General features: G+C 63.1%; 23 protein-coding genes. 9 read left to right on the forward strand and 14 right to left on the reverse strand.

Annotated features, from left to right (window positions below):
* Positions 1-66 precede the first annotated feature (66 nt).
* Positions 67-1560 carry a MocR-like pyridoxine biosynthesis transcription factor PdxR gene (gene pdxR / locus NKI70_RS23965; RefSeq protein ID WP_023676815.1) on the reverse strand — a complete coding sequence of 498 codons (1494 nt, stop codon included), beginning with the start codon at positions 1558-1560 and terminating at the stop codon, positions 67-69.
* 254 nt (positions 1561-1814) lie between these two features.
* Between pdxR and pgi the strand changes: the two genes are divergently transcribed.
* The gene (gene pgi / locus NKI70_RS23970; protein WP_352698208.1) at positions 1815-3458 is read left to right on the forward strand and encodes a glucose-6-phosphate isomerase; all 1644 of its coding nucleotides are present in this window, start codon (positions 1815-1817) and stop codon (positions 3456-3458) included.
* Between the two features lie 5 nt (positions 3459-3463).
* Positions 3464-4186, forward strand: coding sequence for an HAD family hydrolase (locus tag NKI70_RS23975; RefSeq protein ID WP_352698206.1), 723 nt, complete (start codon positions 3464-3466; stop codon positions 4184-4186).
* Here NKI70_RS23975 and NKI70_RS23980 read toward each other — a convergent pair.
* Together NKI70_RS23980 and NKI70_RS23985 are read right to left on the reverse strand one after the other, a co-directional pair.
* Positions 4170-4826: a class I SAM-dependent methyltransferase gene (locus tag NKI70_RS23980; protein ID WP_352698260.1), complete on the reverse strand. Its 657-nt coding sequence runs from the start codon at positions 4824-4826 to the stop codon at positions 4170-4172. The genes NKI70_RS23975 and NKI70_RS23980 overlap by 17 nt on opposite strands.
* An 85-nt stretch (positions 4827-4911) precedes the next feature.
* On the reverse strand, positions 4912-6657 hold the full coding sequence (locus NKI70_RS23985) for a long-chain-fatty-acid--CoA ligase (RefSeq protein WP_352724963.1): 1746 nt from the start codon (positions 6655-6657) through the stop codon (positions 4912-4914).
* A gap of 16 nt (positions 6658-6673) precedes the next feature.
* On the opposite strand from NKI70_RS23985, the gene NKI70_RS23990 reads away from it, so the two are divergent.
* From NKI70_RS23990 to NKI70_RS24015, 6 genes are all read left to right on the forward strand, one after another.
* Complete coding sequence (locus NKI70_RS23990) at positions 6674-7186, forward strand: hypothetical protein (RefSeq protein ID WP_352724964.1); 513 nt, start codon at positions 6674-6676, stop codon at positions 7184-7186.
* Between the two features lie 165 nt (positions 7187-7351).
* Positions 7352-8944 carry an ABC transporter substrate-binding protein gene (locus NKI70_RS23995; RefSeq protein ID WP_023676821.1) on the forward strand — a complete coding sequence of 531 codons (1593 nt, stop codon included), beginning with the start codon at positions 7352-7354 and terminating at the stop codon, positions 8942-8944.
* 58 nt (positions 8945-9002) lie between these two features.
* Positions 9003-10010, forward strand: a complete 1008-nt coding sequence (locus tag NKI70_RS24000) for an ABC transporter permease subunit (protein ID WP_023676822.1) — start codon at positions 9003-9005, stop codon at positions 10008-10010.
* A gap of 1 nt (position 10011) precedes the next feature.
* Positions 10012-10929 carry an ABC transporter permease subunit gene (locus tag NKI70_RS24005; protein WP_023676823.1) on the forward strand — a complete coding sequence of 306 codons (918 nt, stop codon included), beginning with the start codon at positions 10012-10014 and terminating at the stop codon, positions 10927-10929.
* Positions 10930-10933: 4 nt separating this feature from the next.
* Positions 10934-11809: an ABC transporter ATP-binding protein gene (locus NKI70_RS24010; RefSeq protein ID WP_023676824.1), complete on the forward strand. Its 876-nt coding sequence runs from the start codon at positions 10934-10936 to the stop codon at positions 11807-11809.
* The gene (locus tag NKI70_RS24015) at positions 11806-12636 is read left to right on the forward strand and encodes a dipeptide ABC transporter ATP-binding protein (protein ID WP_023676825.1); all 831 of its coding nucleotides are present in this window, start codon (positions 11806-11808) and stop codon (positions 12634-12636) included. Before NKI70_RS24010 ends, NKI70_RS24015 begins: the two co-directional genes overlap by 4 nt.
* Positions 12637-12658: 22 nt before the next feature.
* Here the strand turns inward: NKI70_RS24015 and NKI70_RS24020 are convergent, their stop codons facing one another.
* Positions 12659-13579: a LysR family transcriptional regulator gene (locus NKI70_RS24020; protein WP_352698200.1), complete on the reverse strand. Its 921-nt coding sequence runs from the start codon at positions 13577-13579 to the stop codon at positions 12659-12661.
* 93 nt (positions 13580-13672) lie between these two features.
* On the opposite strand from NKI70_RS24020, the gene NKI70_RS24025 reads away from it, so the two are divergent.
* Positions 13673-14545 (forward strand): NAD(P)H-dependent oxidoreductase, encoded by an 873-nt coding sequence (locus NKI70_RS24025; protein WP_352698198.1) that lies wholly within the window; start codon positions 13673-13675, stop codon positions 14543-14545.
* Here NKI70_RS24025 and NKI70_RS24030 read toward each other — a convergent pair.
* From NKI70_RS24030 to NKI70_RS24075, 10 genes are all read right to left on the reverse strand, one after another.
* Positions 14476-15768, reverse strand: coding sequence for a cysteine desulfurase-like protein (locus NKI70_RS24030; RefSeq protein WP_352591261.1), 1293 nt, complete (start codon positions 15766-15768; stop codon positions 14476-14478). The genes NKI70_RS24025 and NKI70_RS24030 overlap by 70 nt on opposite strands.
* Before the next feature lie 30 nt (positions 15769-15798).
* On the reverse strand, positions 15799-16473 hold the full coding sequence (locus NKI70_RS24035) for an amino acid ABC transporter permease (protein WP_292656040.1): 675 nt from the start codon (positions 16471-16473) through the stop codon (positions 15799-15801).
* Between the two features lie 109 nt (positions 16474-16582).
* A complete protein-coding gene (locus NKI70_RS24040) occupies positions 16583-17374 on the reverse strand; it encodes an ABC transporter substrate-binding protein (protein ID WP_352680536.1) in 792 nt (263 codons plus the stop codon).
* Positions 17375-17552: 178 nt separating this feature from the next.
* Positions 17553-17948, reverse strand: a complete 396-nt coding sequence (locus NKI70_RS24045) for a RidA family protein (RefSeq protein WP_352680535.1) — start codon at positions 17946-17948, stop codon at positions 17553-17555.
* Positions 17949-18020: 72 nt separating this feature from the next.
* A complete protein-coding gene (locus tag NKI70_RS24050) occupies positions 18021-19169 on the reverse strand; it encodes an acyl-CoA dehydrogenase family protein (RefSeq protein WP_352698195.1) in 1149 nt (382 codons plus the stop codon).
* Between the two features lie 224 nt (positions 19170-19393).
* Complete coding sequence (locus NKI70_RS24055) at positions 19394-20206, reverse strand: enoyl-CoA hydratase family protein (protein WP_023676833.1); 813 nt, start codon at positions 20204-20206, stop codon at positions 19394-19396.
* Positions 20203-20673 (reverse strand): MarR family winged helix-turn-helix transcriptional regulator, encoded by a 471-nt coding sequence (locus NKI70_RS24060; protein WP_352724965.1) that lies wholly within the window; start codon positions 20671-20673, stop codon positions 20203-20205. The genes NKI70_RS24055 and NKI70_RS24060 overlap by 4 nt, the downstream gene beginning before the upstream one ends.
* Complete coding sequence (locus NKI70_RS24065; RefSeq protein ID WP_352698191.1) at positions 20667-21440, reverse strand: SDR family NAD(P)-dependent oxidoreductase; 774 nt, start codon at positions 21438-21440, stop codon at positions 20667-20669. The genes NKI70_RS24060 and NKI70_RS24065 overlap by 7 nt, the downstream gene beginning before the upstream one ends.
* The gene (locus NKI70_RS24070; RefSeq protein ID WP_352698189.1) at positions 21437-23731 is read right to left on the reverse strand and encodes a bifunctional salicylyl-CoA 5-hydroxylase/oxidoreductase; all 2295 of its coding nucleotides are present in this window, start codon (positions 23729-23731) and stop codon (positions 21437-21439) included. The genes NKI70_RS24065 and NKI70_RS24070 overlap by 4 nt, the downstream gene beginning before the upstream one ends.
* 138 nt (positions 23732-23869) lie before the next feature.
* Positions 23870-24469: a VOC family protein gene (locus NKI70_RS24075; RefSeq protein ID WP_023676837.1), complete on the reverse strand. Its 600-nt coding sequence runs from the start codon at positions 24467-24469 to the stop codon at positions 23870-23872.
* Between the last annotated feature and the right edge of the window lie 27 nt (positions 24470-24496).

Genomic DNA, 24496 nt, shown 5'->3' on the forward strand with positions numbered 1-24496 from the left:
ATATGCCAAGGAGCTAAAGAACCGGAGCCGCACTACATGCGCCAGGCTCCGGTCGGGGAAGGGAGATCAGGCCGCTGCCGGCCTGCGTCCAGCTGCCGTCGCAAGTTCGCGGATGCCGGGTTCAATGTGCTGCAACGCGATCGAGGAAATGCCCAAGCGCATGAAACGCGATGGCTTTTCGGTGCGGTCGAAGAAGCGGTCGCCAGGCTCGATGATGACGCTGCGCGAGGCCGCGGCCTCCGCCAGCCCGCGCGAATCGGTGCCGCGCGGCCCCTCGAGCCAGAGCGACGTGCCGCCGGCCGAATCGGTCGAGCGCCACTCCGGCAGGAAGGCGGAAATCGCATGGACCAGACGCTTGCGCCTCTCGTCGAAGGCGCTCGACAGCCGCCGCACCAGCGCCTCGTGATGGCCGAGCGACAGGAACAATGCGACGGCGCGCTGGTTGTTCGCCGGCGGATGGCGCAGCATGAAGCGGCGTAGCGCCCGAAGCTCGGAGATCAGCCCGGCCGAGGCGACGATGTAGCCGAGCCTGAGGCCGGGAGCCAGCGTCTTCGACATCGAGCCGACATAGACGACGCGGCCGGAGCGATCGAGGCTCTTCAGCGCCTGCTGCGGCGCCTCGTCCAGGAGCTGGCTGTCATATCCGTCCTCGATGATGATCTGGTTGTGCCGGTTGGCGCGCGCCAAAAGCTCCTGCCGCCGCTCTGCCGACAGCGGCACCATGGTCGGGCAATGGTGGCTGGGCGTGACGAAGACGAAGCCGGAATCATTGGGAATGGCCGAGGTTACGATGCCGGAGTGGTCGACCGGAACCGGCTGGATCTCGGCGCCGGCCAGCCGGAAGATCGAACGTGCATCGGGATAGCCCGGGTCCTCCATCGCCACCTTGGAGCCCTTGGTCATCAACAGCGTCGCCAGCATGTAAAGCGCGTTCTGCGCGCCCAACGTCACGATGATCTCGTCCGGATTGGCGAAGATGCCGCGTCGCGGCAGCAGCCGTGCCTGGATCTGCTCGATCAGGAGCGGATCGTCGCGGTCGACCATGTCGGATGCCCAGTTGCGGATTTCGAGCACCGCCAACGCCATGCGGTTGCACTCGCGCCATTCGGCGGTCGGGAACAGCGCCGGGTCGAATTGGCCATAGACGAAGGGGTATGACGACTTGATCCAGTTGTCGTGCTTGGCCGGCGGCGGCATGTCGCTCGCCGCGATCTGCCGACGCGCCTTCCAGTCGATCTCGTTGGCCTGGTCGGGCGCCTTCTGATGCGGCTTGGCCGGCGTCGCCAGCACTTCGGGATTGACGAAATGGCCGCGGCGCTCGCGCGCCACCAGGAAGCCCTGGTCGACCAGCTGCTGGAAGGCCAGCACCACGGTGCCGCGCGCCACGCCGAGTTTTTCGGCAAGAATCCGGCAGGACGGAAGCGGCATGGAAGCCGCGATCTGCCGGTCGAGGATGGCGGCGACGATCGCCTGGCGGATCTGCGCCTGCAGGGTCTGACCGGATTCCGCCGAAATCCGGAACAGGCCGGACCATATGGCCGTGTCGTTTCGCTGTGGCATGGGAGATGTTCCTCGATGGCCAGCGTTTCTCACTTGGCTGGACCAGTCGAATGTACCGGTGGCACAAGGTGTTGCGCCAATCAATTTTTCTGATCGCTGGGATTTATGCCAGTGATCCTTTGAGCCGGCCCACGCTGCGCTGCGGCATCGCTGCGCATTGAAACAGATGGAATTCGACCCGATAGTTTGCCGCGACGACACGCGCCGGAAACATCCGGCCTGATAAGATGCACCTCAAGAACTGGAGCGAAGCAGTGGATCAATCGTCCTTTCAAAAGCAGCTCGACGCGTTGCGCGATCACCGTGCGGCCAAATCGGGCTCGATGCGCGAGGCTTTCGCTGCCGATCCGCAGCGCTTCGAGAAATTCTCCGCCAGTGACGGCGACCTGCTGCTCGACTGGTCGAAATGCGCGGTTGATGCGCGGACGATGGAGTTGCTGGAGAAGCTGGCTGAGGCCGCCGACCTCGAAGGCCGGCGCGACGCGATGTTTGCCGGCAAGAAGATCAACGTCACTGAAGGCCGTGCCGTGCTGCACACGGCGCTGCGCAACCTGACCGGCAAGGGCATCGTGCTCGACGGCCAGGACGTGAAGGCGGAAGTCCTTGCCGTACTCGACGCGATGGGTGCCTTCGCCGACGCGGTGCGTTCCGGCAAGGCAGCCGGCGCGACCGGCAAGAAAATCACCGACATCGTCAACATCGGCATCGGCGGCTCCGATCTCGGCCCGGCCATGGCGACGCTGGCGCTGGCGCCCTATCATGACGGGCCGCGCGCGCATTACGTATCCAATATCGACGGTGCCCATATCCACGACACGCTGAAGGGTCTTTCCGCCGAAACCACCCTGTTCATCATCGCCTCCAAGACCTTCACCACGGTCGAGACGATGACCAATGCCGAAACCGCGCGCAGATGGGTCGAGAAAGCGCTCGGCAAGGAAGCGGTCGGCAAGCATTTCGCCGCCGTCTCGACGGCGCTCGACCTGGTCGCCAAATTCGGCATCGCGCCCGATCGCGTCTTCGGCTTCTGGGACTGGGTCGGCGGCCGCTATTCAGTCTGGGGTGCGATCGGTCTGCCGGTGATGATCGCCATCGGCCCGAAGGATTTTCGCGCCTTTCTCGACGGCGCCCATGAGATGGACGAGCATTTCCGCACCGCGCCGCTGGCGGAGAACCTGCCGGCGCTGATGGGGCTGATTGGCTGGTGGCACCGCGTGATCTGCAAATACCCCGCTCGCGCCGTCATCCCCTACGATCAGCGTCTGTCCAGGCTGCCGGCCTATCTGCAGCAGCTCGACATGGAATCGAACGGCAAGAGCGTCACCCTGGACGGCGGCGCTGTAACGACGCCGACCGGCCCGCTGGTCTGGGGCGAGCCCGGCACCAATGGCCAGCATGCCTTCTTCCAGTTGCTGCATCAGGGCACCGATTTCATTCCGGTCGAATTCCTCGCCGCTGCCGTCGGCCACGAACCGGAGCTGAAGCACCACCACGACCTTCTGCTTGCCAATTGCCTGGCGCAGTCGGAAGCCTTCATGAAGGGCCGCACGCTTGAGGAAGCCCGCGCGCAGATGCTGGCGAAAGGCATGAAGCCCGCCGATGTCGACAGGATTGCTCCGCACCGCGTCTTCTCCGGCGACCGCCCCTCGGTGACGATTCTCTACAGAAAGCTCGACCCGCATACATTCGGACGCCTGATTGCGCTTTACGAACACCGCGTCTTTGTCGAAGGCACGCTGTTCAACATCAACTCCTTCGACCAATGGGGCGTCGAGCTCGGCAAGGAACTGGCGACCGGGCTGCTGCCCGTCGTTGAAGGCAAGGAGAACGCCGCAAAGCGGGATGCCTCGACTGCCGGACTGGTGGAATACATTCACCGCTTGCGCGGCCTGGAGTGAAAAGCTTGGCGGACATCAAGGGAGTATTGTTCGACAAGGACGGCACGCTCGTAGATTTCAACGCGACATGGCTGGGCATCGCCGACTTCATGGCGATGGATGCGGCCGAAGGCGATCGCTGGAGGGCAGACAGGCTGCTTGCGGCGGCGGGCTTCGACTTCGCCAACAAGCGCTTCAAGCCGGATTCAATTTTTGCCTCCGGCACCAACATGGACGTCGTCGAGCTGTGGTTTCCGCGGCTGTCCGACGAGGACCAGATGCTTGCCGTCGCCCGCTTCAACGCCATCACTTCGGCGCAGGGATCGGCAATGGCGGTGGCGCTGCCGGGTGTGGTCGAGACGCTTGGCCTGCTTCACAGAAAATCCTACCGGCTTGGCGTCGCCACCAACGACTCGACCAGCGGCGCGGAAAAGACCTTGGTCACTCTGGGCGTCGCGCAGCTTTTCGACGCCGCCTATGGTTACGATGCGGTGGCCAATCCAAAACCGGCGCCGGATACGATCCTTGCCTTCTCGGATCTGACAGGGCTCAGGCCGGCGGCGATCGCAATGGTCGGCGACAATCGCCACGATCTGGAGATGGCGCGCGCCGGCGGCTGCGGCCTGGCGATCGGCGTGCTGTCCGGCACCGGCACAAGGGAATCGCTGTCGCAGATCGCCGACGTCATCCTGGATTCGGTTGCCGATCTGCCTGATTTTCTAGCGGCGCGGGTCAGCGAGACAGTCTAGACTCGCAGCTAGCTGGTCCGAACGAGAACACGCCGCTCGGTTTCATCGCCGCATTCCTGCCTTCGCCGACATCCGGCACCTCGTATTCGGCCAGCAGGCGAAGCCGCGACCGGGGCAGATAGGCGCGGCCCGGATCGCCGATCAGCACGGCGATGCCGGCTGCAAGGCAGCGGTCGAGGAAAGAAAGGGCCTGGCCGGCAAGATCATGGGCGTAAAACAGGTCGCCGACCACCACGACATCCACCGGCGGCGGCGGACCGCTGGTGATGTCTTCGCCAATGATCATGATAGCGACGCCGTTCGCAGTCGCGTTGAGGCCGAGCGCAACCACACCATTGCGATCGATCTCGGCCGCGACGACCGCGCTTGCCCCGGCTTTTGCCGCTGCAATGCCGACGAGACCCGAACCGGCGCCGAGGTCGAGCACGCGACGGCCGGCCACGGTCTCCGGCCGGTCGAATATGTAGCGGGCGAGCACCGCGCCGCCGGCCCAGACATAGGCCCAGTACGGTGGCTCCGGTTCAGGTCCGTCTTCTTCGGTCGCATGTTGGTTCCATTCGAGAAGCCGCCTGAGCCCGCTTCCCGGATGGGCGGTGTAAAGCCGAATTTCGGGAAGCGCGGGCACGGGGGCGATCCGCATGTTCGCCCGGATGAACTCTGCCGGGTCCGGGCGCGAACCTATGCTCACGGCGTTGGCGCCGGCGATGCAATCGCTCAAGCTGCGCCTAGCCCCGCAACGCCCGTCGCAGGATCTTGCCGACCGGTGTCTTCGGCAGCTCGGCGCGGAACTCAATATACCTGGGACGCTTGTAGCCGGTCAGGTTCTCACGGCAATAAGCCGTCAGCATGTCGGCGGTCAGTGCCGGGTCCTTCTTGACGACGAACAGCTTCGGCACTTCACCCGAATGCTCGTCCGGCACGCCGATCGCCGCCACTTCGAGTACGCCTGGATGCTGCGCCACCACTTCCTCGAGTTCGTTCGGATAGACGTTGAAGCCGGAAACCAGGATCATGTCCTTCTTGCGATCGACGATCTTGGTGTAGCCAAGCTCGTCCATGAAGCCCATGTCGCCCGATTTGAAGAAGCCATCCTCGGTCATCACCTTGGCGGTCTCGTCCGGCCGGTTCCAGTAGCCGGCCATTACCTGCGGTCCGCGGATGCAGATTTCGCCGACTTCGCCGAGCGGCAAATTGTTGCCGTCGTCGTCGCGGATGGCGATCTCGGTCGAGGGCAGCGGCAGGCCGATCGTGCCGGTGTAAACGCCGTCGCTGAATTTGTTGATCGTTGCTCCCGGCGAGGTCTCGGTGAGCCCGTAGGCCTCGCTGATCGGGCAGCCGGTCAGCGCCTTCCAGCGTTCGGCGATGGCCCTCTGCACCGGCATGCCGCCACCCAGCGTCAGGATCAGCGGCTTGAAATCGAGCTTGCGAAAATCCTCATTATTGAGCAGCGCATTGAACAGCGTGTTGAGGCCCGGAAAGATGTGGATCGGGTATTTCTGCAGCTCCTTGACGAAGCCGGGGATGTCGCGCGGATTGGGGATGAGGACATTCTGCGCGCCTTGCTGCATGCCTACCAGCACGTTCGCCGTCAGCGCAAAAATGTGATAGAGCGGCAGCGCGCAGAGGAAGTTCAGATGCGCCGGCTTCGGCTTGATGGTAAAGGCGTCTTCGGCCCACAGCGCGTTCTGCGCGACGTTCGCCAAAATGTTGCTGTGCAAAAGCATCGCGCCCTTGGAGATGCCGGTCGTGCCGCCCGTGTATTGCAGGAAGGCGATGTCGTCGGCCGCGACCCTTGCGGGCCTGAAGGCCTTGCCGGTGCCGGCCTTCAGCGCGGCGTTGAATTTGACATGGCCGGGCAGCGACCATGCCGGCACCATCTTCTTGACGCGGCGTACAACGAAGTTGACGATCGTTCCCTTGAGCCCGCCGAGCATGTCGCCCATCGAGGCGACCACGACATGTTTGACCGCGGTCCTGGCGATCACCGCCTGCAGGGTGCAGGCAAAATTTTCGAGGATGACCATGGCTTGAGCGCCGGAATCCTTGAGCTGGTGCTCCAGCTCGCGCGGCGTGTAGAGCGGATTGATGTTGACCACGACATAGCCGGCGCGAAGCACTGCCATAACCGCCACCGGATATTGCAGCACATTCGGCATCATCAGGGCGACGCGCGCGCCCTTCTGCAGCCCCGTTGATTGCAGATAGGCGCCGAAGGCGGCCGACTGTCGCTCGAGGTCGGCATAGGTGATCGATTTGCCCATGCAGACGAAGGCCGGCCGATTCGCAAACTGCTTGCACACGGCGACGAGAAAGTCGCCGATCGAGCTGGAGGGCAGGTCGCCAATCTCGGCCGGCACGATCTTTGGGTAACTCTGGAGCCACGGTTTTTCAGGCAGGCCAGCGGCCAGTGCGGTGATCGCCTTCGGTAATCTCTTGGCCGGACCTGCCGGCGGTCGTGGCGCTGTCGGCACTGCCTTCGCCGCCGGCTTGGCGGCAGATTTTGCAGCAGGCGCAGTCTTGCCGGTTGCCGGTTTAGCAGCCGTTCCAGCCGTGGTCTTCGCCGCCGGCTTCGCGCTTGCCTTCGCGGTTGCCGTCGGCTTGGCGGCGGCCGCTTTTGGCTTGACCGCTTTCGATGTTGCCTCGGCCTTTGCTTTCGCCGCGTTGGTTGTCTTTGCCGGTTTTGCCACCTGTCGCTCCCTCAATCGTTCTTATTGTTTCGGCATGCTTGCGCGCCACCACCGCCCTGATCAACAAAGATATCCCACCGCTTGCCGCAATATCCGGAACCTGGGAAAATCCGGCACGCTGCCCATCTATCTATGTATTGCCACAAGCGGCGGCCGTGCAAGCCTCGCCACCTGGAGTGCGGTAAGACTTGCCGTCAAACCTCTTGGCCGCGACCGGTTTTCGGACGCGCATCTCTTGAACCGAACGGCTCGATTCCCCCAATCGGCGGCATTACCGATCAACAAAAAATTGAAGTCGCTAATAATGTCGTGATCTGCGGATTCGGCTCGTTTTTTCCACAATTTGCCGCGTGCCGGAATTTTTTTCTGCTTCCCGTGGGTTAGGCAAACAAGCAGTTCCAAAGCTAGAAAAACGGTGCTTATATGCGGCCTTCGCGAGCCTGACAGAGGGGCTTGGAAGAACATCAGGGAGTGCTCAATGAAAAAGAAACTGACTTTTGCAGCCGCGTTGCTGGCTGCAAGCGTCCTCGGCGGCGTGGCCAATGCAAAACAACTGGTCTATTGCTCGGAGGCTTCGCCGGCCGGCTTCGACCCGTCGCCATGGAGCGGCGGCAACGACTTCGATGCCTCGTCGCGCACCATCTATTCGCGCCTGGTCGAGTTCGAGCATGGCAAGACCACCATCTCGCCCGGCCTGGCCGAGAGCTGGACGGTTTCCGATGACGGTCTCGAATACACCTTCAAGCTTCGCCCGGGTGTGAAATTCCAGACGACCGATTATTTCACGCCGACGCGCGACCTCAACGCCGACGACGTGATCTTTTCCTTCGAACGCCAGTGGAAGAAAGAAAGCCCGTGGTACAGCTATCTGGAAGGCACCGGCTGGGAATATTTCACCGGCATGGGCTTCCCCGATCTCCTGAAGGAAATCGTCAAGGTCGACGACCTGACGGTGAAATTCGTGCTGAACAAGCCTGAAGTCGCGTTCCTGCCGGACCTCGGCATGGATTTCGCCTCGATCGTTTCCAAGGAATATGCCGACCAGCTCGACAAGGCCGGCACCAGGCAGCAGTTCACCCAGAAGCCGGTCGGCACTGGTCCGTTCCAGTTCGTCGACTATCAGGTCGATGCGGTCGTGCGCTATGCAGCATGGGACGGCTACTATGGCGGCCGACAGAAGATCGACGATCTGATCTTCGCCATCACGCCCGATCCGGCCGTACGCGCGCAGAAGCTGAAGGCGGGCGAATGCGATATCATGTCATACCCGGCGCCGGCCGACATTGCCGGACTGCAGGCCGACGCGAACCTCAAGGTCGACGAGCAGGAAGGCCTGAACATCGGCTACATGGCTTACAACACGACGCAGCCGCCCTTCGACAAGGTCGAGGTCCGCAAGGCCCTCAACATGGCGGTAAACAAGAAGGCGATCATCGACGCGGTCTATCAGGGCGCCGGCGCGCCGGCCATCAACCCGATCCCGCCGACCATGTGGTCCTATAACAAGGACATCAAGGACGATCCCTATGATCCGGAGGCGGCCAAGAAGATGCTGGCCGATGCAGGCGTCAAGGATCTGTCGATGAAGATCTGGGCTATGCCGGTCAGCCGCCCCTACAACCCGAACGCCCAGCGCGTCGCCGAGTTGATCCAGGCCGACTATGCCGCTGTCGGGGTCAAGGCGGAGATCGTCAGTTACGAATGGACCGAGTATCGCCAGCGCGGCAAGGCTAAGGATCGCGATGGCGCCTTCCAACTGGGCTGGACCGGTGACAATGGCGATCCGGACAACTTCTTTTTCCTGCTCGGTTGCGATGCCATCGGCCAGTCCAATTATGCGATCTGGTGCAACCAGGAATTCGAAGCCCTGCTGAAAAAAGGCAAGGCGACGACGGACGTCGCCGAGCGCACCAAGATCTACGAGGAAGCTCAGGTGGTGTTCAAGCGTGAGGCTCCGTGGCTGACCATCGCCCACTCCAAGGTCTTCATGCCGATGAACAAGAAGGTGTCGGGCTTCGTTATGGACCCGCTCGGCATTCATCGGTTTGACGGCGTCGACGTCACCGAATAAGTCCTGAGAAATTGAACGGCGGCGCTGGACTTCCCGCGCCGCCGTTCTATGAAGCAAGATGCTCCGTTATCTCCTCCACAAGCTCGCTTTGATCATCCCGACCGTGTTCGGCATATCGCTGGCGGCGTTTGCTTTCGTCCGGCTTCTGCCCGGCGATCCTATCCTGGCCCTGGCGGGCGAGCGCGGTGTCAGCCCCGAGCGCTACGCCCAGCTCATCGAGCAGTTTGGCTACAACCGGCCCTATGTCATCCAATACCTGGAATATATCGGCAGGGTCCTGACCGGCGATTTCGGCATATCTATTGCCACCAAGCGGCCAGTGCTCGGCGAATTCCAGGCGCTGTTTCCAGCCACGCTGGAACTGGCGACAGTGGCGTTGATCATCGCCGTCCTGCTCGGCATTCCTGCCGGTATCTTCGCCGCGGTCAAGCGCGGCTCGTGGTTCGACCAGGCGACGATGGGTGTCGCGCTGACCGGCTATTCGATGCCGATCTTCTGGTGGGGGTTGCTGCTCATTATCTTCTTCTCCGGCTATCTCGGCTGGACGCCGGTTTCCGGCCGCATCGGCCTGCAGTATTTCTTCAGGCCGACGACCGGGTTCATGCTCATCGACAGCCTGATCTCCGGCAGGAGCGGCGCTTTCAAATCTGCCGTCAGCCATTTGATCCTGCCGTCGATCGTGCTGGCGACGATCCCGCTTGCCGTCATAGCGCGCCAGACGCGCTCGGCGATGCTCGAGGTGCTGGGCGAGGACTATGTCCGCACCGCGCGCGCCAAGGGCCTGGCGCCGCGCCGCGTCATCGGTCTGCACGCTTTTCGCAACGCGCTGATCCCGGTAGTCACCACCATTGGACTGCAGGTCGGCACCTTGATGGCGGGCGCCATTCTGACCGAGACCATTTTTTCCTGGCCGGGCATCGGCAAATGGATGATCGATGCCATCGGCAAGCGCGACTATGTCGTCGTCCAGAGCGGATTGCTGATCATCGCGCTGATCGTCATGGCGGTGAACCTGATCGTCGACGTGCTCTACGCCGTCATCAATCCGCGCATCCGGGTGCAGTGAGATGACCGACGAATCCGCCGCCGAAGCTACCGCCGCCTCCATCCCGACAGGCGGCAGGCAACGGGCTTTCGCCGAGTTCTGGCACTACTTCTCGATGAACACCGGCGCGGTCATCGGCCTTGTCGTGTTTTCGGCGCTGGTGCTGGTGGCGATCTTTGCGCCGTTCGTCGCCCCACATTCGCCCGACGAGCAGTTTCGCGATGCGCTGCTGGCACCCCCTGCCTGGCAGGAAGGCGGCAAATCGATGTTCCTGCTCGGCACCGACGCGGTCGGCCGCGACATGCTTTCACGGTTGATCTTCGGGGCGCGTTTCTCGCTGTTCATCGGTCTGGTGGTCGTTGTCTTCTCGCTCACCAGCGGCATCGTGCTTGGCGTGCTCGCCGGCTATTTCCGCGGCTGGGTCGACACGCTGATCATGCGCATCATGGATATCATCCTGGCCTTCCCGTCGCTGCTTCTGGCGCTGGTGCTGGTGGCGATCCTTGGCCCCGGCCTTTTCAATGCCATGCTGGCGATCGCGCTGGTGCTGCAGCCGCATTTTGCGCGCCTCACCCGCGCCGCCGTGATGGCCGAAAAGAACCGCGAATATGTCATCTCCGCCAAGGTGGCTGGTGCCGGTCATCTTCGCTTGATGGTGAGGACGATCCTGCCGAACTGCCTGGCACCGCTGATCGTGCAGGCGACATTGTCTTTCTCCAACGCTATTCTCGAGGCTGCGGCGCTCGGCTTCCTCGGTGTCGGTGCGCAGCCGCCGACGCCGGAATGGGGCACGATGCTCGCCTCGGCGCGCGAGTTCATCCTGCGCGCGCCTTGGGTGGTGACCTTCCCCGGCCTTGCTATCCTGATCACTGTGCTGGCCATCAATCTGATCGGCGATGGCTTGCGCGATGCCTTCGATCCCAAGCTGAAGAGGTCATAATCCAATGCCTCTTCTCGAGATCAAGAACCTGACCGTTTCCTTCGACACCGCCGCTGGACCATTCATGGCGGTACAAGGCATCGACCTGTCGGTCGAACCGCGCGAGGTACTGGCGATCGTCGGCGAATCCGGTTCGGGCAAGTCGGTGGCGATGCTGGCGGTGATGGGGCTTTTGCCCAACACCGCGACGGTGAGGGCCGACCGCATGGCCTTCGACGGCATCGACCTGCTCAAGCTCGGCCCATCCGAGCGGCGCAAGATCGTCGGCAAGGACATTTCGATGATCTTCCAGGAGCCGGTCGCCAGCCTCAACCCGTGCTTCACCGTCGGCTTCCAGATCGAGGAGGTGCTGCGCTTCCATATGGGCATGGACCGCGCCCAGCGCCGGGCGCGTGCCATCGAATTGATGAAGTTGGTCGGCATCGCCGACCCCGAGGAACGGCTGGGCTCCTTCCCGCACCAGATGTCGGGTGGTCAGTGTCAGCGCGTCATGATCGCCATCGCCATCGCCTGCAATCCCAAGCTTTTGATCGCCGACGAGCCAACCACGGCGCTCGACGTCACCATCCAGAAGCAGATCCTCGATCTGCTGGTCGGCCTGCAGGCCAAATATGGCATGGGCCTGATCATGATCACCCACAATATGGGAGTGGTTGCCGAGACCGCCGACCGTGTCATCGTCCAGTACAAGGGCCGCAAGATGGAAGAGGCCGACGTGCTGTCGCTGTTCGAGTCCCCCAAGAGCAACTACACGCGCGCGCTCCTGTCGGCGCTGCCGGAAAATGCCGTCGGCGACCGGTTGCCTACTGTTTCCGACATGCTGTTCGAGCCGGCCCCATCTGTAGTCGCAGCCCGGTCCGCAGGAGGAACCGCCTCATGAGCGTGACGGTAGTCGAAGGCAAGAACATCGTGCGCGACTATCATGTCGGTGGCGGGCTTTTCCGCCCCTCCCGTACGGTTCATGCGGTCAAGGGTGTTTCGTTCAGCGTCGACAAGGGCAAGACGCTGGCCATCGTCGGCGAGAGCGGCTGCGGCAAGTCAACACTCGCCCGCATCATCACCCTGATCGACCCGGCGACCTCCGGCGAGCTTTTCATCGACGGCAAGAAGGTAGACATCGGCAGGAACGGCCTGTCGAAGGAAATGCGCCGCAAGGTCCAGATCGTCTTCCAGAACCCTTATGGTTCGCTCAATCCACGCCAGAAGATCGGCGACGTGCTTGGCGAGCCGCTGCTCATCAACACCGACAGCACGGCCGACGAGCGGCGCGATCTTGCCATGAAGATGCTAAAGAAGGTCGGTCTCGGCCCCGAGCACTTTAATCGCTACCCGCATATGTTTTCGGGCGGCCAGCGCCAGCGGATCGCCATCGCCCGCGCGCTGATGCTCAACCCCAGCCTTCTGGTGCTGGACGAGCCGGTCTCGGCACTTGATCTTTCGGTGCAGGCGCAGGTGCTGAACCTGCTCGCCGACCTGCAGGACGAGTTTCAGCTAACCTATGTTTTCATCAGCCACGACCTGTCGGTGGTGCGCTATATCGCCGACGACGTGATGGTGATGTACTTCGGCGAAGCGGTCGAATACGGCTCGCGCGACGAGGTCTTCGCGGACCCCAAGCACAGCTACACCAGGACGCTGTTCGCGGCGACGCCGCGTGCCGACGTTGCCAGCATCAAGGCACGGTTGGCGAAGAAGAAGGCCGCCTGATCCGGCGAGGTTTGCCGGCCGGCTACCGCTTCTCGATCCCCGGAATGCCGGAGATCTGCTCGGCGAGAAAGTCGACCAGCAGCCGCACCCGGGCAATGCCCGCACGCTCCGGAACGATCAGCATGCTCAGCGGGACGGGAGGCGGAAAATAGCCCGGCAGGACCACTTCCAGCCGGTCGGCCGCCAGAAGATCGTCGACAAGCCAGTGGTGGGCGGGTGCGATGCCGCGTCCGGCGACAAGGGCTTCGCGCGCAGCAAGCCCATGGTCGACCAGAAATCTGCCGCCAAAGGGCACCGCAAAGGTCTCGCCGCCCGGCCCCTGCAAGGTGAGCGTGTCGCTTCCCGCGATGTTCGACATCCGGATGCCTTCATGGCCAGGCAGATCCTGCGGGACAGCCGGTCTGCCCCGCGCCGCCAGATAGGCCGGCGCCGCCACCAGCAGACGCCGGGATTGCCCGAGCGCCCGCAGTTTCATTGAGCTGTCGGTGAGCGGGCCGAGGCGAAGCGCGATGTCGACGCCCTCCCGCACAAGGTTGATGCGCTCGTCGGTAAGGCTGAGATCGATGCCGATATCGGGATAGCGGTCCTGAAAGGCGAAGATCAGCCGGCTGACATGTAAGACCCCGAGCGCCGCCGTGCAGGATATCCGGATCGTGCCGGCCGACGCGCCGCGCGTGCCCCGCGCCTCATCGCCGGCCTGCTCGACGAGGCGCAGGATCTGGACGCTGTCGGCATAGTAACGGCTGCCTTCATCGGTCATCGTGACGCGCCGGGTGGTCCTGCTGAGCAAGGGCACGCCGACGGCCTCCTCGAGTTCTCGCAAATGCCGTGTGACCGTCGACTGCCCAACTCCGAGCTCGCGCGCCACCGCCGAGAGGCTGCCGCGCTCGGCGACGCGAACGAAGGTGCGCATGCGCTCGAGAGTGACGTCCGATCTATCCATTATTCGGCATTATCTTATACATTTCCTACATATAGTGGATCAGCCCGCGGCTGGCTACCTTTGGTGTCTATCGTCCTTCTTCGGAGTAGACCCATGAAAGTCCTGCTTGTTTTTGCTCATCCTGAACCGCGTTCGCTCAACGGTGCGCTGCGTGACGTCGCCATCAGGGAACTCGAGGCCCAGGGCCACGAGGTGCGGGTGTCGGACCTCTACGCCGACGGCTGGAAAGCCGAGGTGGACCGTGCCGACTTTCCGTCGTGGCCGCCGGAAGCACGCTTCCTGCCGGCCGGCGCCTCCAAAAAGGCTTTTGCGACCAACACTCTGACCGATGACGTCAAAGCCGAGATCGACAAGCTGCTATGGGCCGACACCCTGATCCTCCAGTTCCCGCTGTGGTGGTACGCCATGCCGGCGATCCTCAAGGGCTGGGTCGATCGCGTGTATGCCTACGGCTTCGCCTATGGCGTTGGCGAGCACAGCGACAAGCGGTGGGGTGACCGCTTTGGTGAGGGAACGCTCGCCGGCAAGCGCGCAATGCTGATCGTGACCACCGGCGGCTGGGAGGAGCATTATTCCGCCCGCGGCGTCAACGGCCCGATCGACGACCTGCTGTTCCCGATCAATCACGGGATTCTATACTATCCGGGCTACGACGTGCTTCCGCCGTTCGTGGTTTACAGGGTGGACCGTTTCGGGGAGGCGGATTTCGAGCCTGTCGCGGAGCGACTGCGCGAAAGGATGCGAACGCTCGAGACAATGCGGCCCATTCGTTATCGGCAGCAGAATGGCGGCGATTACTTGATCCCAAGCATGCAATTGCGCCCCGGCTTGGAGAACCCGGGTGCGATCGCCTTTGCGCTTCACGAGGATCGCGCCGGCGCCGCCGCCCAGTCCGATCAGGACAGCCGGGCGATGATGGTGCGCAGCGCCTCGCCGAAGCGCCGGACTTCCTCGATCGTATTGTAATGCACCAGCGAGGCGCGCACGGCGCCGCTGTCCATGCTGAGGTTGAGCCGCTTCATCAGACGCGGCGCATACATGTGGCCGTCGCGAATGCCGATCTGCATCTCGGCCATTTCCTCGACGATCCTCTGTGGCGACAGCGTGCCGACATTGAAGCAGAAGGTCGGCACGCGTTCGCTGAGGCGTGCCTCTTCGGCCACGCCGTAGATCGTCGCGCCGCAATCTTTGAGCACCGCCAGCATTTCGCGCGCCAGCACCTGTTCGTAGTCGCGGATGGCATTCATGCCGGCGACGATGTTGTCGCGGCGCGATTGGTTATTCTCGGACAAGAAATTGCGGCCGATCGATTCGAGGTAGCGCACCGCGGCATCCATGCCGGAGACGTTCTCGTAGATGAACGTGCCGGCTTCGATTTTATGGGGCGGCTCGTCGGGGATGAAATCCTCGCGGAAGGTCGGCAAGCGCTTCAGTGTTTCGAAGCGGCCCCACAGGAAGCCCATATGTGGCGAGAAATTCTTGTAGCCGGAGCAGACCAGATAATCGCAATCCCAGGCCTGCACATCGATCAGCCCGTGCGGCCCGTAATGCACGCAGTCGAGGAACACTTCGGCGCCTGCCGCATGCGCAATCCCAGCCACGGAGGCAACGTCGACAATCGAGCCGATCGAATGCGCCGTTACCGTGCAGGCGACGAGCCGGGTGCGCTCTGAGACCAGCGGGCGCAAATCGTCGACATGCAGATTGCCGTCCTCGCGCATCCGCCACCATTTGAACTTGGCGCCGGCGGGCGCCAGCGCCAGCCAGGTCGCGATATTGGCGTCGTGATCCATGTCGGTGATGACGATCTCGTCACGCTCCCCGTTTGGGCGCTCGGAAAGCATCTGGCCGATGCCGAGGCTGACCAGGCGGATGAACGAAGTGGCGTTCATGCCGAAGCAGATCTCCGCCGGGTTGGTGGCGTTGATCAGCAAGGCCACGCTTTCGCGAGCGCCGGCGACGGCTTGGTCGACGGTGACGCTGCGGCCATAGCGGCCGCCGCGCTGCACATTATGCGCGACCAAATGGTTGGTGACCGCATCGAGCACGCTTTGCGGGATCTGCGCGCCGGCGGCATTGTCCATAAAGACGAAGTCCCCGGCTTGCTGCAAGGCGGGAAACATGGCGCGGATCGTCTCGACCGGGAAAGCTGCGGCATCGCCGGTTTTCGAAATCTGATGCTGGTTCAAGATCGTCTCCTGCGAAGTGCGCTGACAGATTCAGCGGGTCTTTTCGGTTTGAAAGCGGCGTTCAAGGAGGCTGACGAGACGGACCATCGGCCAGAGAAAGATCAGATAGACCAGCGCCGCGCCGATTAGCGGTGAAGGATTGGCATAGAGCGATTGCGCGTTGGTCGCTTCCTTCAGCAGTTCGGGCAGCGCCACGGTGGAAGCGAGCGAAGTATCCTTGAACATCGAAACGCAATTGCTGGTCATTGGCGGAATTACGACGCGGATCGCCTGCGGCAGCACTACCTTGCGCAAGGTCAGCAAGAACGGCAGGCCGAGCGCCTGCGCCGCCTCGAACTGGCCGCGCGGAATGCTCTCTATACCGGAGCGGAACACCTCGGCCGAATAGGCCGCCATGATGATGGCGAAGGCCATCACCGCGGACGTCCACGATGACAGGCGAATGCCGAGGAACGGCAGCGCATAGTAGATCAGGATCAGCACGACCAGCACCGGCATCGCCCGGAAAATGTCAATGTAGCCGACAGCCAGCAGCCGAAGCGGCTTTGGCGCATAGAGCCGCACCAGGCTGATCGCGAGGCCGACGGGAATACCGATGCCGATGCTCATGATTCCGAGCAGCAGGGTGTTCAGGAAACCGCGCAGCAGCGCCGGCAGGCTGGAGACCATGACGTCGGCGTTGAAGAAGGTGTCCAGCAGCGACATCGCAGCATTTCCGAAACGTTTGGCGTCCCGCGACGCTCGAGCCCGAGCCCGAAATCCGAAATCGTGCCGGCATCGAAAGCCGGCACGACATTTAAGCGCGAACTGCCGCTCAGGCCTTCGGCATAGGCATTTCCTTGACGGTCGAGGAATCGGCAGGTGCGTCGCTGCCGAACCACTTCTTGTGGATCGCGGCCAGCGTGCCGTCCTTCTTCATCGCGGTCAGCGCGTCGTTCAGCTTGCCGAGCAGCGGGTGGTCCTTGGTCATCATCAGACCGTACTGCTCGCCGGTCTTGATGCGCTCTTTTACGGCGAGATCCTTCATCCTGGTGAAAGAATATTCCAGGCCCGGAATATCGCTGACCGCCGCATCGACGCGGCCGGAGCTGAGATCGAGCAGCAAATTCTGCTGCGTGTCGTAGCCCTTGACGTCACTGAACCCGTCCGCTTCCTGGTGGGCCTTGACCCAGGCTTCGCCGGTCGAGCCGGACAGCACGCCGACGATCTTGCCCTTGAGGTCGGCCTCGGCCTTGATCGGGCTGTCGGCCTTCGCGGCGATGCCCATGTCGGAATCATAGTAGGGCTGCGTGAACGACTGAGACTTCAGCCGCTCCGGCGTGATGGTGATCGACGAGATGGCGACGTCGATGCGCTTCGAGGTGGTGGCGGCGAACAGCGCCTGGAAACCGAGATCGGCGATATCAGTGGTCATGCCGATACGCTTTGCCGCCTCATTGATGATGTCGACTTCGAAACCCTCGAACGTGCCGCTCTCGTTCTTGTATTCAAAAGGCGGATTGGTCGGATAGGCGCCGACATTCAGCGCGCCTTCGGCGTAGGCCGGGCCGCCGGCGATGCCGATGGCAGCAGCAAGAAGCAGCAGGTTGCGACGGGTGAAGTTCATTTTCGTTCCCTCTGGTTGTGATCGGACGGGTTTGGCCCCGCACGGTTTTGATGCGCCAAGTGACGGGACTGCCGGAAAGCCCTCCCGGCACGGCAGTCGCAAGACATTGGATGCTATCCAAAGTACCGCGCTTTTCAAGGCGAAAGTTTTAAGCTTAAAAAATTGCCACGTGTTGCCGTCACTCCGGAATAACCGCCGTGGCCTGGATCTCAACCTTGGCGCGATCCTCGACCAGCGCCATCACCTGCATGGCGGCCATCGCCGGAAAATGCCGGCCGATCACCTCGCGATAGGCCTCTCCGATCCCCTTGAGATTGGCCAAATATTCCGCCTTGTCGGTAAAGTACCAGGTCATCGAGGTGATATGTTCCGGCTTGGCGTCGGCCTCGGCGAGCACAGCAACAATATTGGCCAGCGTCTGCCGCACCTGGCCGACAAGATCATCGGTCTCGAAGCGGCCCTGTCCGTTCCAGCCGACCTGCCCGCCGACGAAGACAAGCTGCCCACGCGCGGCGACGCCATTGGCATAGCCGACGGGTTTCGCCCAGCCTTCCGGCTGCAGGATGGTGTGCATGTCAAAACCTCCCAATGCTCAAATCCGGTCGCTCAAAACTCGAAGACAATAATTTTCACGCAAACTCCTGTCTCAGGCCGCTCCCATCACTTGCCGTGCAATCACCACCTTCTGCACGTCGGACGCTCCCTCGTAGATGCGCAGCGCCCGGATCTCGCGATACAGGCTTTCGACGATATGGCCCTTGCGGACGCCGTCGCCGCCATGCAGCTGCACAGCCTTGTCGATCACCTCCTGCGCTTTGTCGGTAGCGAACAGCTTGGCCATGGCGGCTTCGCGGGTAACCCGAGCCGCGCCCATGTCCTTGGTCCAGGCGGCACGATAGACCAGCAACGCGGCGGCATCGACATCCAACGCCATCTCGGCGATGTGGCCCTGCACCATCTGCAGCTCGGCCATCGGCGCATCGAACAGCCTGCGCTCGGCCACTCTTGTGATGCTTTCGTCCAGCGCGCGCCGGGCAAAGCCGAGCGCCGCTGCGCCGACGGTCGAACGGAACACGTCGAGCACGGACATGGCGATGCGAAAACCGTCACCGGGTTTGCCGATCAGCGCCGAGGCTGGAATGCGTGCATTGTCGAAGGACAGCCGGGCGAGCGGGTGCGGCGCGATCACCTCCAGCCGCTCGGCAACGATCAGCCCCTCGGTTTCGGAAGGCACGACAAAGGCGGAAAGCCCCTTGGCGCCCGGCGCTTCGCCGGTGCGGGCAAAGACAGCATAAAAGTCAGCGATACCGCCGTTGGAGATCCAGGTCTTTTCGCCGGACAAGAGATAGCTGTCACCGTCACGTGTAGCCGTCATTTCCATATTGGCAACGTCCGAGCCCGAGCGCGGCTCCGACAGTGCGAAAGCCGAAATCGCCTTGCCGGCCCGTGTCTTAGCCAGCCAGTGCTGCTGGTCGGGCGTGCCGAACAGGCTGAGTGCGCCGGTGCCGAGCCCTTGCATCGCGAAGGCGAAATCGGCCAGCCCGTCATGCCGGGCCAGCGTTTCGCGCGTGAGGCAGAGCGTGCGCACGTCGAGCGGTCCCGGATTGTCCACATCGAGCGCCGTCGGCTTCAGCCAGCCGTCCTGGCCGAGCTTGGCCACCAGCTCGCGGCAGGCCGCGTCGACATCGTCATGCGCGACCGGCAGGTTCTTGGCGCACCATGCCTCCAGCCGCTCCGCCAGATCGCGGTGGCGATCCTCGAAGAACGGCCAGGAGAGGAAGGAACGGTCAGGCATTGCTGCCTCCACAATTCTCCGGCCCTGGCGCTCCACGGCGCCTCCCTCTGTCCTGCTGGACATCTCCCCCTCTAGGGGGGAGATTGGCGGCTTCGCTGCCACGGCTCTCCCTGCGATGTTGGAGATTGGCGAAAGCGGGCCTGATATCCAATCTCCCCCCTTGAGGGGGAGATGGCCGGCAGGCCAGAGGGGGGTGCTGTCCCGCCAGCGTGGAAGCGATCATCTCAATTTCCCTCGAACACCGGCTTCTCCTTAGCCACGAAAGCCGTGTACGCCCGCTCGAAATCGCGGGTCTGCATGCAGATCGCCTGCGCCTGCGCTTCCGCTTCGATCGCCTGGTCGAGACCCATCGACCATTCCTGGTTCAGCTGCGTCTTGGTCATGCCATGGGCGAAGGTCGGGCCGGAAACGATGCGCGCGGCCATGTCGAGCGCGTCGGCCTCAAGCGTTGCGGTATCGACCAGCCGGTTGTAGAAGCCCCAGCGCTCGCCTTCCTCGGCACTCATCGTGCGGCCGGTATAGAGCAGCTCGGCGGCGCGGCCCTGGCCAATGATGCGCGGCAGGATCGCGCAGGCCCCCATGTCGCAGCCGGCAAGGCCGACGCGGGTGAACAGGAATGCTGTCTTGGCCTGGGGCGTGGCGATGCGGATATCGGAGGCCATGGCGATAATCGCGCCGGCGCCGACCGCCACGCCATCGACCGCCGCAATAATCGGCTTGCCGCAATTCAGCATCGCCTTGACGAAATCGCCCGTCATGCGGGTGAAGGCGAGCAGCGCCTTCATGTCCATCTTGACCAGTGGGCCGATGATTTCGTGGACATCGCCGCCCGAGCAGAAATTGCCGCCATTGGGCAGGACCACCACAGCATCGACATCATCGGCGTAGACAAGGTCGCGAAATATGTCGCGCAATTCGGCATAGCTGTCGAAGGTCAGCGGGTTCTTGCGCTCCGGTCGATCGAGCCGGATCTTTGCGATCTTGCCTTCGACCTGCCAGAGGAAATGCTTCGGCTTGCGGCCGGCCAGCTTCGTCATTCCCGTCCCTCCCAATTGCTGCGGAAGGAGGTCAGCATGCCGGTCAGCCGGCGCGCCTCATCCTCGCTCACATCGCCCAGCAACTCGCCGACCCATTTTTCATGCGCGGCGGCGATCACGGCGAAAATCTTCGATCCCTCTTCCGTCAGCCGCACCATCGAGGTGCGGCGGTCGCCATTGCGTCGGGCCCGCATCACCAACCCTTCCGAGACCAGCCGGTCGATGATGCCGGTGACATTGCCGTTGGACACCAGCAGGAAGCGCGAAAGATCGCTCATCAGCATGCCCTCCGGCGCGCGGTAGAGCGCGGCCATCACGTCGAAGCGTGGCAGCGTTGTGTTGAACTCTTGCCGCAGTCGTTCGCGCAGCTCGGCCTCGATGGCGCGCGAGGCGCGCAGCAGGCGTATCCACAGCCGCAGGCGGTCCTTGCCGGGTCCGGACGGGGCGGGCAGGGGACCGGCTACCATGTCCCACCTCCGGAGATCGAAATCGTCTGCCCGGTAATCGACCGGGCGGCGTCGCCACACAGATAAAGTACCGCGGCCGCAATTTCTTCCGGCTGGATGAAGCGGCCTTGCGGGTTGGTCGCGGCTAGGCTTGTCCGTGCCTGCTCGGACGAGCGGCCGGTCGTTTGGACGATGCGCTGGACGGTGCTCTCCAGCATCTCGGTTTCGACAAACCCTGGGCACACGGCATTCACTGTTATGCCGGACTTGGCGGTCTCGACGGCGAGTGCCCGCATCAGGCCGACGACGCCATGCTTGGCGGCAACGTAAGCTGCGACATAGGGATAGCCTTTCAGTCCGGCGGTGGAAGCGACGAAGATGATACGGCCAGTCTTGCGCACTGCCATGCCGGCCAACGCCGGCTTCACCGTCAGGAACGTACCGGTCAAGTTGACGTCGAGCGTGCGCTGCCAGTCTGCCAGCGAGGTCCGCTGCGCCGGGGCACTGCCGGACATGCCGGCATTGGCAACGACGATGTCGAACGCTCCGCGTGCCGCTTCCGCGGCCTCGTAGAGCGACGCCATCGACGTCTCGTCGGTGACGTCGGCGGCAATGGCGAAGATGGACTTGTTCTCCGCGGCGACCTCGGCAAGCGGCTCCACGCGCCGGCCGCAGATGGTCACGTCAACGCCCGCGCCGGCCAGCGCCAGCGCGATCGCGCGGCCGACGCCGGAGCCGCCGCCGGTGACCAGCGCATGACGCCCCGAAATCGTCGCCGCGGCACTCATACTTTCAACCCCGCTGCCGCTTCGCGTTCGGCCAGCCGGTAGAGCTGGTCGCGGCCGGGCAGATAGGGATCCGGCCATTTGACGCCGCGATCGCCAAGCATGACGGCCGCGTGCAGCGTCCAATACGGATCGGCAAGATGCGGCCTAGCCAGTGCGACGAGATCGGCGCGGCCCGCCATCAGGATCGAGTTGACGTGGTCCGGCTCATAGATATTGCCGACCGCCATCGTCGCCATGCCGACCTCGTTGCGGATGCGATCGGAAAACGGCGTCTGGAACATGCGGCCATAGACCGGTCTTGCCACGGCCGAAGTCTGGCCGGCCGATACGTCGCAGATGTCTACGCCGGCCTCATGCAGCAGCCGCGCGATCTCTACGGCATCGGCCGGCGTCACGCCTTCGATGCCCAGCCAGTCATTGGCGGAGATGCGCATCGAGATCGGCTTCTCGGCCGGCCACGCGGCGCGCACCGCATGAAAGATTTCCAAGGGGTAGCGCATGCGGTTTTCCAGCGAGCCGCCATAGGAGTCGGTGCGCCGGTTGGTCAAGGGCGTGATGAAGGAGGACAGGAGATAGCCGTGCGCGGCGTGGATTTCGAGCATGTCGAAGCCGCAGCGCGCCGCCATCTCGGCCGAAGCGACAAACTGGTCGCGCACCATATCCATGTCGGCGCGGTCCATCGCCTTCGGCACCTGGTTTTCCCGCGACCACGGCACGGAAGACGCTGCCATGACGGGCCAATTGCCTGAGGGCAGCGGCACGTCGGTTCCCTGCCAGCCGAGCCTGGTCGACCCCTTGGCACCGGAATGGCCGATCTGGGCGCAGATCTTGGCCTCGGTTTCGGCATGGACGAACTCGACCAGCCGCTTCCAGGCGACCTCATGCTCGGGCGCATAGAAACCAGGGCAGCCAGGCGTGATGCGGCCCTCCGCGCTGACGCACGTCATCTCGATGTAGAGGAGACCGGCGCCGCCCTTGGCCCGTTCGGCGTAATGGGCGAAATGCCAATCGGTCGGACAGCCGTCGACCGCTTTGTACTGCGCCATCGGCGAGACGACGACGCGGTTCTGCAGCGCCATGCCGCGCAGCCGGAACGGCGCGAACATCGGCGCGCGACGCAGATTGTTGCCCCCGGCGCCGGCCTGGCGCTGGAACCACTCCTCGGCGCCGGCCAGCCATTCGGCATCGCGCAGCCGCAAATTCTCGTGACTGATGCGTTGCGAACGCGTCAGCAGCGAATAGTTGAACTGCACCGGATCGAGGCCGAGATAGCGCTCGACCTCCTCGAACCATTCGAGCGAATTGCGCGCCGCCGACTGCAGCTTCAGCACTTCGGTGCGGCGGGCGTCCTCATATTTGCTAAAGGCGGCCTCGAGGTCTGGCTCGGACTCGAGATAGTCGGCCAGCGCCACCGCGCTTTCCAGCGCCAGCTTGGTGCCGGAACCGATCGAGAAATGCGCGCTCGCCGCCGCGTCGCCCATCAGCGCCAGGTTCTTGTAGGACCAGCGTTCGCACAAGACGCGCGGGAAATTGATCCACGCCGAGCCGCGGATATAATTGGCGTTGGTCATCAGCGCGTGGCCGCCGAGATGACGGGCAAAGATGCGCTCGCAGACGGCAATCGATTCCTGCTGCGACATCGCGCCGAAGCCGAAGCGCTGCCAGGTCTGCTCGCTGCATTCGACGATGAAGGTCGCGGTATCGCTGTCGAACTGGTAGGCATGCGCCCACACCCAGCCATGCTCGGTCTTTTCGAAGACGAAGGTGAAGGCGTCGTCGAATTTCTGGTGGGTGCCGAGCCAGACGAACTTGCATCTACGAATGTCGATATCGGGCTTGAACACGTCGACGAAGGCGCTCCGCGCTTTCGAGTTCAACCCGTCGGCGGCGACAACCAGGTCGTGCCTCTCCATATATGGCTTGGGATCGGCGATGTCGGTTTCGAAGACCAGCTTGACGCCGAGTTCGCGCGCCCGCCGCTGCAGCAACGTGAGCAGCCGCTTGCGGCCAATGCCGCAAAAGCCGTGACCGGTCGAGACCGTGCGCACGCCGTCATGGATGACGGCGATATCGTCCCAATAGGCGAAATGCTTGCGGATCCAGACGGCGCTGACCGGGTCGTTTTTGGTCAGGTTCTCCAGCGTTTCCGCCGACAGCACGACGCCCCAGCCAAACGTATCATCGGCACGGTTGCGCTCGAACACCGTGACCTCATGCGCGGCATCCCTGAGCTTCAGCGAGATTGCAAAGTAGAGCCCGGCTGGTCCGCCGCCGAGAACCGCAACTTTCATCGTGCGATCTCCTCTTCGCTTCTGTTTGTCGAGTTTACGCCTGAGACGGATTAATTCAAGCTTGAAGTTTCAGGATTGAAACAATCCGCCCCAGAAACCCAGCTTGCCGGCAGTTGCGCAGGCCAGGGACGCCCCGGGCTATTTTTCCGGGTTCTTCGGGCTCCACAGCACCGTCTCCGCATCTTTTTCATAGGCCATGCCATTGGGATAGCTGATCGCTTCCAACTGCAAGCCCCAGGGCGCCTGGAAGTAGAGGATGGTCTGGCCGGCCGCCGGGCCTTCGGTAACCGGCAGCGGTCCCATCCGCGTCTTGACGCCCTTGCCGTCAAGATAGGCTTTTGCGGCGGCGATGTCGTCGACATAGAAGGCGATATGGAAGCCGCCTATGTCGCTGTTGCGAGGCGTCAGGTCCTTCTGGTCCGGCGCGGTGTATTTGAACAGCTCGATGTTCGACCCGTGTCCGCAGCGGACCAGGGTGATCTCCTCAATCACCGCCTTGGGATCGACGCCCAGCAGATCCTGCATGAATGTGCCCTTGTCGTCGGCGAACGGGCCGAACGACATCGCCTTCTTGCAGCCAACCACCTCGGTGAAGAAATCGACCGCCTGCTCCATGTCGGGGACGGTGACGCCGGTGTGGTCGTGGCCACGCATGCCGGGAATGGAACTGGCGTAAGCCGTGCCGATGCCTCCCAGCACGGTGGCGGTGAGCACTGCGTAGCGGATTGCATTCTTCATGTCAGTCATCCTCCATCGCGGGACATT

The organism is Mesorhizobium sp. M0500 (genome assembly GCF_040321165.1).
Classification (GTDB): Bacteria; Pseudomonadota; Alphaproteobacteria; order Rhizobiales; family Rhizobiaceae; genus Mesorhizobium.